The following is an 8881-nucleotide window of genomic DNA, read 5'->3' as shown; positions in this document are numbered from 1 at the left end:
TCCAAAAGATTTAAGAATGTGTGCCTATTTAAGAATGAACCTTTCAACCAAAGAGATCGCACCTCTAATGAATATATCGGTTCGAGGTGTTGAAATCAGTAGATACCGTTTAAGAAAGAAATTTGAATTACACAGGGATGACAATCTTATTGAATTCTTATTAAATATATAAAGAGGCTTTGAATAAATAAAAGAATGGAGATATCTGTTAATCTCTCCATGTTTTTGTTTTTTGATGTATTATTGAAAGAAAGTGTAGGATTTTTATTTGTTTTATTATTTACACACAGTCAGATTGTTATGTGTTAAAGTTTGTTAAATGATGTATTCGTGATGTATTGCATTTAAGCATATGATGTATTCGTGATGTACTCGATTCTTTTGCTTTCTAGTAAGATGTTTCTTTATTGCAAACGATTTAAACGCGTATGAATCGATCACTAATTCAATCTAAACTAAAACAAAGAGCACATGAAAAAAACAGTCTTGTTTTTGTTTCTGACATTTTTATGTTGGAATACGTTTGCGCAAGGACATACGGTCAATGGGGTCGTAACCTCGGCTGAAGATGGCTTACCTATGCCATTTGCTTCGGTTGTACTTAAGGGTACAACGATTGGCACATCGACCGATATCGATGGAAAATATTCTATACAGGCAGATGATGACGCTGTAATAGTGTTTTCTATGGTTGGTTTTGCTTCTCAGGAAATTACAGTAGGCAGCCAGAATACCATTAACGTCATTCTATCTGTAGATAATATGGGCTTGGATGAAGTCGTAGTTATTGGTTATGGTGTACAGAAAAAGAGTTCTGTAACTGGTTCTATATCCTCACTAAAAGCTGAAGATATCCAGAAAATGCCTATTCAGCGAGCAGAACAAGCTTTGCAAGGGCAAGTAGCCGGAGTTCAGGTAACAATGGATTCAGGTCAGCCAGGTGCTGGACTATCTGTTAACATTAGAGGTGTTGGTACCACAGGAAATTCACAGCCACTTTATATTATTGATGGCAACCCTGTAGGTGATATCTCTTATTTGTCTTCAACAGATATTGGAAGTATGGAAGTTTTGAAAGATGCTTCTGCCTCTGCTATTTATGGAGCAAGGGGTGCTAATGGTGTCGTTATTATTACAACTAAGCAAGGGACCAAAGGTGAAGCTAGATTATCTTACGATGGTTATTATGGTATTCAGAATGCATCGAGAAATATGGATGTTCTAAATGCAAGTGACTATGCTATGATTATCAATGAATCTTTGTTGAATGATGGTTATAATAGTTCTCACGCAAACTGGATTCAGGATGCTGAAATTGCTGGTATTGGTTCTGGTACTGATTGGCAAAACAAAATCTTCAGAAATAATGCACCTATTCAAAGTCATACTCTATCTCTTAATGGTGGAAATGAAAAGATCTTGTATTCAACTGCATTATCATATTTCAGTCAGGATGGAATTGTTTCTGAAGACAAATCTAGCTATGAGCGTGTTAACTTCCGTGCGAAAGGTGATTATACCTCTTATAACAAGAAGTTAAAAGTAGGTTCATCCTTTGTCTATTCTCACAGTACGTCTCAGGGGGTTGACCCTAATAATGTTTATAACTCGCCATTGGCACAAGCTATCAATATCGATCCTATCACAACTGTTAAGGATGCAGATGGAAACTTTTCGTGGCCAATACGAAACATGCAAGAGATTGTAAATCCGATTGGAGCCATGTATTATCTGAATGATGAATACAAAACAGATAAAATTGTTGCGAACCTCTATGCAGAATACAAGGTGATAGAACACGTGAAAGTGAAAACATCAATTGGTATCGATTACGCCTACCAATGGCACGATGTTTATAAGCCTATTTACGAATTGAGTACTATTACCAAGAATGATAAAACCAGAGTGGATAAAACCATGGACAACTGGTACAGTACCAACTGGGAAACCACAATCAACTATAACAATACGTTTGGAGAGCATGAGCTTGATGTAATAGCAGGAACAACAGCTTATACCAATAATTATGAAAACTTAAGCGGTAGTGGTAGTGATTTGATTATTGAAGGTATAGATAATGCTTATCTCGATAATGTTGGTGATAAAAAAAATACATCTTCAGGAGGTGCCTTTGAGTCGAATTCGTTATTGTCTTTGTTTGGACGTGTAAACTATAGCTATAAAGATAGATATATGGCATCGGTGACTGTTCGACGTGATGGATCGTCTCGATTTGGGCCAAATAATCTTTATGCAACTTTCCCTTCAGTTTCTACAGGATGGATCATGTCTGAGGAAGATTTCTTAAAGGACAGGTTAGGACCCATCACTTTTCTTAAAGTAAGAGCAAGTTGGGGGCAGAATGGTAACGAGAATATCGGTAATTTCAGATACCTGTCTTCTATTGCTAACAACCACAACTACAACTTTAATGCTGGTACAGTTGTGAATGGTTCTTCTCCTTCTAAAATTGCAAATCCTGATCTAAAATGGGAAACTTCAGAACAAACAGATATCGGTATTGATTTACGATTGGGTTCTAATTTCTACATGAACTTTGATTACTACGACAAGAGAACAAAGGATCTTTTGATTGATGCACCAATTCCAGGTTATATTGGTAACAGTGCACCAACCGTAAATGGAGGAACTGTACAGAATAAAGGTGTTGAGCTTTTATTAGGTTACAATGGGAAAACGGATGATTTTTCTTACGGAGGAACACTTAACTTTTCGGCTAACAAAAACGAAATGTTGGAGATCAACAACGATGAAGGTATCATTTATGGTAATGTGAATATTGGTCCTTCTGGAATGAAGAACTTAACCATCGCTAAAGTAGGCCAACCAATTGGTTATTTCTGGGGCTGGGAAACTAATGGCATCTATCAAAATCAAGCACAAATTGATAATAGCGGATCGCATCAATCTAACGCCACTCCTGGTGATTTAATTTATGTTGACCAGAATGAAGATGGTGTTATGGATGATGCTGATAGAATCAACCTGGGTGATCCTCATCCTGATTTTACTGTTGGTTTAAACCTGAATTTTTCTTACAAGAATTTTGATATGAGTATGTTCTGGTACGGTGTTGTTGGCAATCAAATTGTTGATGCGACACGTCGTTACGACTTACCTAATGCCAATTACCAAACATCTGTTTTAGATAGATGGACGGGTGAAGGTTCAACTAACAAGAGCCCAAGGGTATCCTTTGATGATATTAACAATAATAGAGGGAATTTTTCTGATTTTATGGTTGAAGATGCTGACTACTTAAGACTTAAGAATATTCAGTTAGGTTACTCTTTACCAAAATCAGTTTTGAACAGACTTAATATTGAGAGATGCAGATTCTATGTTTCTGGAGATAACTTATTGACATTCACTAAGTATTCTGGATTCGAACCTGAGATTGGAAACAGCGATAATGTATTTCATACAGGTATCGATCAGGGAATTTACCCTCAGGCAAGAGTCTTTACTATAGGTGCTAATATCACTTTCTAAGATATTTTTAACAGATAAAACTAAAACAATGAAAAAGATAATATATATACTTCTTTTTGCTGTTACTTTCATGGGGTGTGATGACTATCTTGAGAAAGACTTAGTGGTAGAGCAGACTGAAGAAAACTTCTATCGCACAGAAGACGATATGTACAGAGCTTTGGTAGCGGCTTACGAGCCACTTCAAAGAAACTGGGGCGAGAGCTTGCAATTAACCATGGATATCGTTTCGGACGATGCTTATGGTGGAGGCGGTTCTGCTACTGATGGCGTTTCTGGAAAGAAAGCTGACAGAGGTATAACTACGGCATCAGAGGGCATGTGGAGTGCCATGTGGAACGACCACTATGCTGGAGTTTATGGCGCGAATGTCTTTTTAGAAAAAGTAGACGCTTCTGAAATTTCAGAGGAGCAGAAGACACAATTTAAGGGTGAAGCTCTTTTCTTAAGAGCCTATTATTACGCTAATTTAGTACGCGTTTTCGAAAATGTACCCTTGATTACCAAAACCCTTGCATCATCAGAATATTCGCAAGCTGCAGCACCTGTTGCAGATGTGTATGCTCAGATAGTAAGTGATTTAGAAACTTCTATTTCTTATTTAGAGGGTGTTACATACGACAATGATCAAAAAGGAAGAGTTACAGAATGGGCTCCTAGAGCACTATTAGCGAGAATGTTCCTTTTTTATGATGGTGTTTATGGTAGTGGCGATGCAAGTTCGACTATGCCCGGAGATGTTACAGGCTCTGATGTTTTGACTTATTTAAATCAAGTTATCACCAATAGTGGAGCAGATCTTTTACCAGATTTTGGAAATCTGTGGGGACACTCTGAGTTTACAGATTCATGGGTTGAAAATTCAATAGAAGGTGTTTTCGAGGTTCAATTCTCTAATCAAGGCGAAGGCTGGCAATGGTATAATGCCCCTTTCGATATTGGTAATAAAATGGTTGTTTTTGTTGGGCCAAGAGGTACTAGTGCTGATTCTGAATATTATTCAGGTTGGGGTTTCTCACCAGCTACACAACAACTTTATGATTCTTATCAGGAGGGTGATCTTCGTAGAGATTTTACACTTTTAGATATGGTTGCTGAATTGGGCGAAGGTAACTTCGAAGAGGCAGATCAATATACGGGCTACTTGAATAAAAAGTACGCCGGTCTTAAAAGTCAAGTGCCTGTTGTTGGACAAGAACAACTGAACTTTCCTCAGAATTATATCTCAATTCGTTTTGCAGACGTTTTATTGATGGCTGCCGAATTAGAAATTCATTTGGGATCTGCTGCCAATGCTGCTGTTCACTACAATAAGGTTAGAGCTCGTGCTTTTGGTGAGTCATATTCATCAGTTAGTACAGTGACTTTAGAGCAAATATTCGAAGAAAGAAAGTTGGAATTTGCCTTAGAAGGAATCAGATATTGGGACTTACTTCGAAGAGGTATGCCTGTTTTGGAAAGTGCCGTTCAGGCAACGAATTTAGGTGGAATCTACGACTCAGCTGTAAATACAGCAGCAAGAGGATTCTGGCCAATCCCTTCAACTGAAATTGCACTGTCGAACAATGCCTTAAAGCAAAACGATGGTTATTAATAAGTTGTAGTCGAATCATCTTAGGTGATTTATGATTTACATGACTTATTTGGTAATTATTTAAAATTTAAATTATGAAAAAAATATTATATTTTATTTTGCTCTTAGTTGTTGCTGTGTCTTGTTCTCCTGATGAGTACAGTACACCTGAAAACCTAATGGCAGATCAGATTGACTGGGGATACACGGCTACTGATGTCACCAATGAATATACTCTTTATAACAATACACCTGGTGTAAGTTCTATCTGGGATTTTGGTAATGGTGTGACTCAAAAAGGAAGCTCGGTTACGGCACAGTATACCTTTGCTGGTACCTATACCGTTAAGCTTACAGTTATCTCTCAGGGTGGTGTGACTATTCTTGAGGATGAGATTGTTACAACTGTAGATAATCCATCTTTTCTTTCAGGATATCCTTACGATCAACTCGTAGGATCTGGAGAACAAGTATGGGCTGTTGATGGGTACTCGAAAGGTGCTTTTGGCTTAGGACCTACCTTAGCTAATCCTACCGAATGGCATGCTGATGCTAAAGGTGCTCGTTTAGATAAAGGATTATATGATGACCGATTTACCTTTAAAATTACTGAGTCTGGTTTAACCTTAACTCAACTAACTAATGGCGATGTTTATGCTAACGGTGGTTGGGCTGCAGACTTAGGCTCTACAGATGGACATCAGGAACCTGATGGTGGTGACTTTATCATGCCGCATACAGGTGGTGATTTTGTTTGTACTATAGCAGGTGAAAAGCTGACTGTAACAGGAGGTGGTTTCTTAGGTTACTACGCTGGTGCTCATGAATATGAAATCATGACTCTAACAGAAGATTTATTAGAAGTCGCATTTTGGGACACTAATGCTAATTTCTATTGGTTTACAAGATTTGCACCCGTTGATAAATTAACGCCAGAACCAGAACCAGTTGTTAAGGAGCTTGAAAGCAATGATATCTCTGACGATTTTGAAGGCAATGGTAATATTGTATGGGATACAGCAGCAATTGATGGTTTTGATATCATTGATAACTTTGCGCCATCAGATGTGAACTCATCAGATATGATTGTGAAGTATCAAAAAGGTGCTGGCGAATGGTCCAGTGTTTTGACTGTACTTGATTATATTATTGATTTATCCACAAGAAACCAATTCACTATGAAGGTTTTTGTTCCGAGTTTTAACGACTATGTAACTGTTTGTGATCCAGGAACCCCTTGGATTGCAGATCATAATCTTAAGCCTCAGATTGATGTGAAGCTACAAGATAGTTCACTGGGAGGCAATGCTTGGACAACTCAACAGGTTCGTAGCCATACTTTAACTGAAGATCAGTTTGGTAAATGGGTAGAATTGACTTTTGATTACAGTGATGTGACTGATCGTGTTGACTTTGACCAAATTGTCATTCAACTTGGTGCAGAAGGACATTGTAATACTGGTCTTTTCTATATCGACGATTTCAAGTTGTTACCTTAATTCTAATTATGCCAGAGCACAGATCGTGCTCTGGCATATTCACACCAATACCCTCTTTTCAAAAAAATAATTTACAACTTATATTCATCCAAGTATTTTAAGCAATAAGTGGTAATTGTGAAGCTCACATTATCTTCTGAAGTATTTATCTGAAATCACAATATGATAATGGCTTTCGGTGCAATCTTATTGCTTTTTTTTATATACTAACTATGAATTATAATTCGATAATATTTATGAAAACGTTACGCTTTCTTGCATACGTTAGTATACTTTTTTCTATAGTCTTTGCCTCTGTTCTATTGTCATGTCAAAAAAGTGATGATGAGGAAACTTATATGCCTGATTTTACATTTACTGAAGATGTTAATGACGCAAATAAAATTGTGTTTTCAAATACAAGTATAGGATTATATTTATTTATGCAGTGGGATTTCGGTAATGGTGTTGTTTCTGAAAAGCAACGTGCCAATACAAATGATCAAACCGTTTTCTATTCTGAAAAAGGAGATTATAAGGTTCAGTTAACGCTTTGGGGACTTGATAATAAGTTGTCGAATAATAAAATTGTGGCCAAAACAATTAGTATTGATCAAGATGTTTTTCTTGCTGATTTTACGTATTTAATAGATGACTCTAAACCTAATTTTGTCACATTAAATAATACAAGCCAAGGCGATTACGATGCTATTTCATGGAAATGCAATGACAAGGAATTTACGGGAGATAATATCGATCAGATAGAGATTTATTTACCTAGAGCAGGTATTTACGATGTAGAGTTACACGTTTATAAAGATGGTTTTGAAGAACTTTTGACAAAACAGATAACGATCGCACAAGATGATCCAGATTATTTGGACAATATGACTTTGGTTTGGTCTGACGAGTTTGATGGAACTGAAATTAATACTGACTATTGGACTTTCGAAACCGGATCTGGTGGCTGGGGGAACAATGAACTACAAAATTACACCAATGGTGATAATGCTGAAATTACAGATGGTAAGCTCATTATTACTGCCCGTAAAGAGAATGAATTTAAGGTAGCAGGTTCTTACACCTCTACTCGCATGATCTCTAAGGGGAAAAAAGAATTTACATACGGACGAATGGAAGTTCGTGCCAAATTACCTTCCGGAACTGGAATATGGCCAGCCATATGGATGTTGGGAGGAAATATAAGTACTGAAGGATGGCCTGCATGTGGCGAAATCGATATCATGGAGTATGTCGGTTATGATCCTAATGTGGTGCATGCAACTGTACATACAACTTCTGGTTCTGGAGCAAATGGCAATGGAAGCAGTAAGACTCTCGAAACTGCTGAGGAAGCATTTCATGTTTATGGACTAATTTGGGATAATAAGGAAATGATTTTTTATATCGACTCACCTGAAAATGTAACCCATACATATGCCCCATCTAAAAAAACGGCTAGTAATTGGCCATTCGACCTTTCTCAATTTTTCATACTAAATGTTGCAGTTGGTGGTAATTGGGGAGGAGTTCAAGGTGTTGATAATACAATCTTCCCGCAAAGTATGGCTGTTGATTACGTGCGCGTATATCAATCAATTAACTAGGGTTAAAGTCTAAGCTTAAGTCTTAAAAAGAATACAACATGCAACTAAAAAATATAATCATATTATTGGGAACGATATTTCTGTTTGCAAGTTGCAACGGGAAAAAATCAGAATCCTCAACAAAAAATACTGAAAGCTCGCACAAGGACAATTACCAATTGGTTTGGAGTGACGAGTTTGATTATACAGGTTTACCTGATTCAACCAAATGGATTTACGATACTGAAGGAAATGACGATGGCTGGGGTAATAATGAAGCTCAATTCTATACCAAAGCAAAGAAAGAAAATGCCTGGGTTGAAGGTGGCGTTCTAAACATTATTGCTTTAAAGGAAAAATATAAGGGAAAGGAATACACTTCGGCACGCTTAAATTCAAAAGCAAATTGGCTACACGGAAAAATTGAAGTGAATGCTAAGCTTCCAAAGGGTAGAGGGACCTGGTCTGCCATATGGATGATGCCAGAAGGCTGGACCTATAAGGATGGGAATTGGCCAAATATTGGTGAAATCGACATCATGGAACACGTGGGACATAATTTAGGAACCATTCATGCTTCAGCCCATTCCAAAGATTATCAATGGCAAACTAATACGCAGCAAACTGATACCATACATATAGCTGATGTTGCTGAAAATTTTCATTCCTATATTTTGGAATGGACACCAGAATTGATGAAAGCCTATGTAGATGACAAACTTTATTTTGAG

6 protein-coding genes are annotated in these 8881 nt (G+C 37.2%); all 6 read left to right on the top strand.

Annotated elements, in window-relative coordinates; translation table 11 throughout:
- Nucleotides 1-16: 16 nt before the first annotated feature.
- The gene (locus tag ABY905_RS10475) at nucleotides 17-172 is read left to right on the top strand and encodes a helix-turn-helix transcriptional regulator (protein WP_372643405.1); all 156 of its coding nucleotides are present in this window, start codon (nucleotides 17-19) and stop codon (nucleotides 170-172) included.
- A gap of 299 nt (nucleotides 173-471) precedes the next feature.
- Nucleotides 472-3513: a SusC/RagA family TonB-linked outer membrane protein gene (locus ABY905_RS10470; protein ID WP_372643402.1), complete on the top strand. Its 3042-nt coding sequence runs from the start codon at nucleotides 472-474 to the stop codon at nucleotides 3511-3513.
- A gap of 28 nt (nucleotides 3514-3541) precedes the next feature.
- Nucleotides 3542-5107: a RagB/SusD family nutrient uptake outer membrane protein gene (locus tag ABY905_RS10465; RefSeq protein WP_372643399.1), complete on the top strand. Its 1566-nt coding sequence runs from the start codon at nucleotides 3542-3544 to the stop codon at nucleotides 5105-5107.
- A 74-nt stretch (nucleotides 5108-5181) separates the two neighbouring features.
- Nucleotides 5182-6585, top strand: a complete 1404-nt coding sequence (locus tag ABY905_RS10460) for a PKD domain-containing protein (RefSeq protein ID WP_372643396.1) — start codon at nucleotides 5182-5184, stop codon at nucleotides 6583-6585.
- A gap of 236 nt (nucleotides 6586-6821) precedes the next feature.
- Nucleotides 6822-8171 carry a family 16 glycosylhydrolase gene (locus tag ABY905_RS10455; RefSeq protein WP_372643394.1) on the top strand — a complete coding sequence of 450 codons (1350 nt, stop codon included), beginning with the start codon at nucleotides 6822-6824 and terminating at the stop codon, nucleotides 8169-8171.
- Between the two features lie 38 nt (nucleotides 8172-8209).
- On the top strand, nucleotides 8210-8881 hold a 672-nt coding region (locus ABY905_RS10450), incomplete at its 3' end, for a family 16 glycosylhydrolase (protein WP_372643392.1).

The organism is Ancylomarina sp., from assembly GCF_041555295.1.
In the GTDB taxonomy this organism is placed as follows: Bacteria; Bacteroidota; Bacteroidia; order Bacteroidales; family Marinifilaceae; genus Ancylomarina.
Note: the sequence above shows the minus strand (reverse complement) of the source record. Positions and strands in the feature narration are given on the sequence as shown.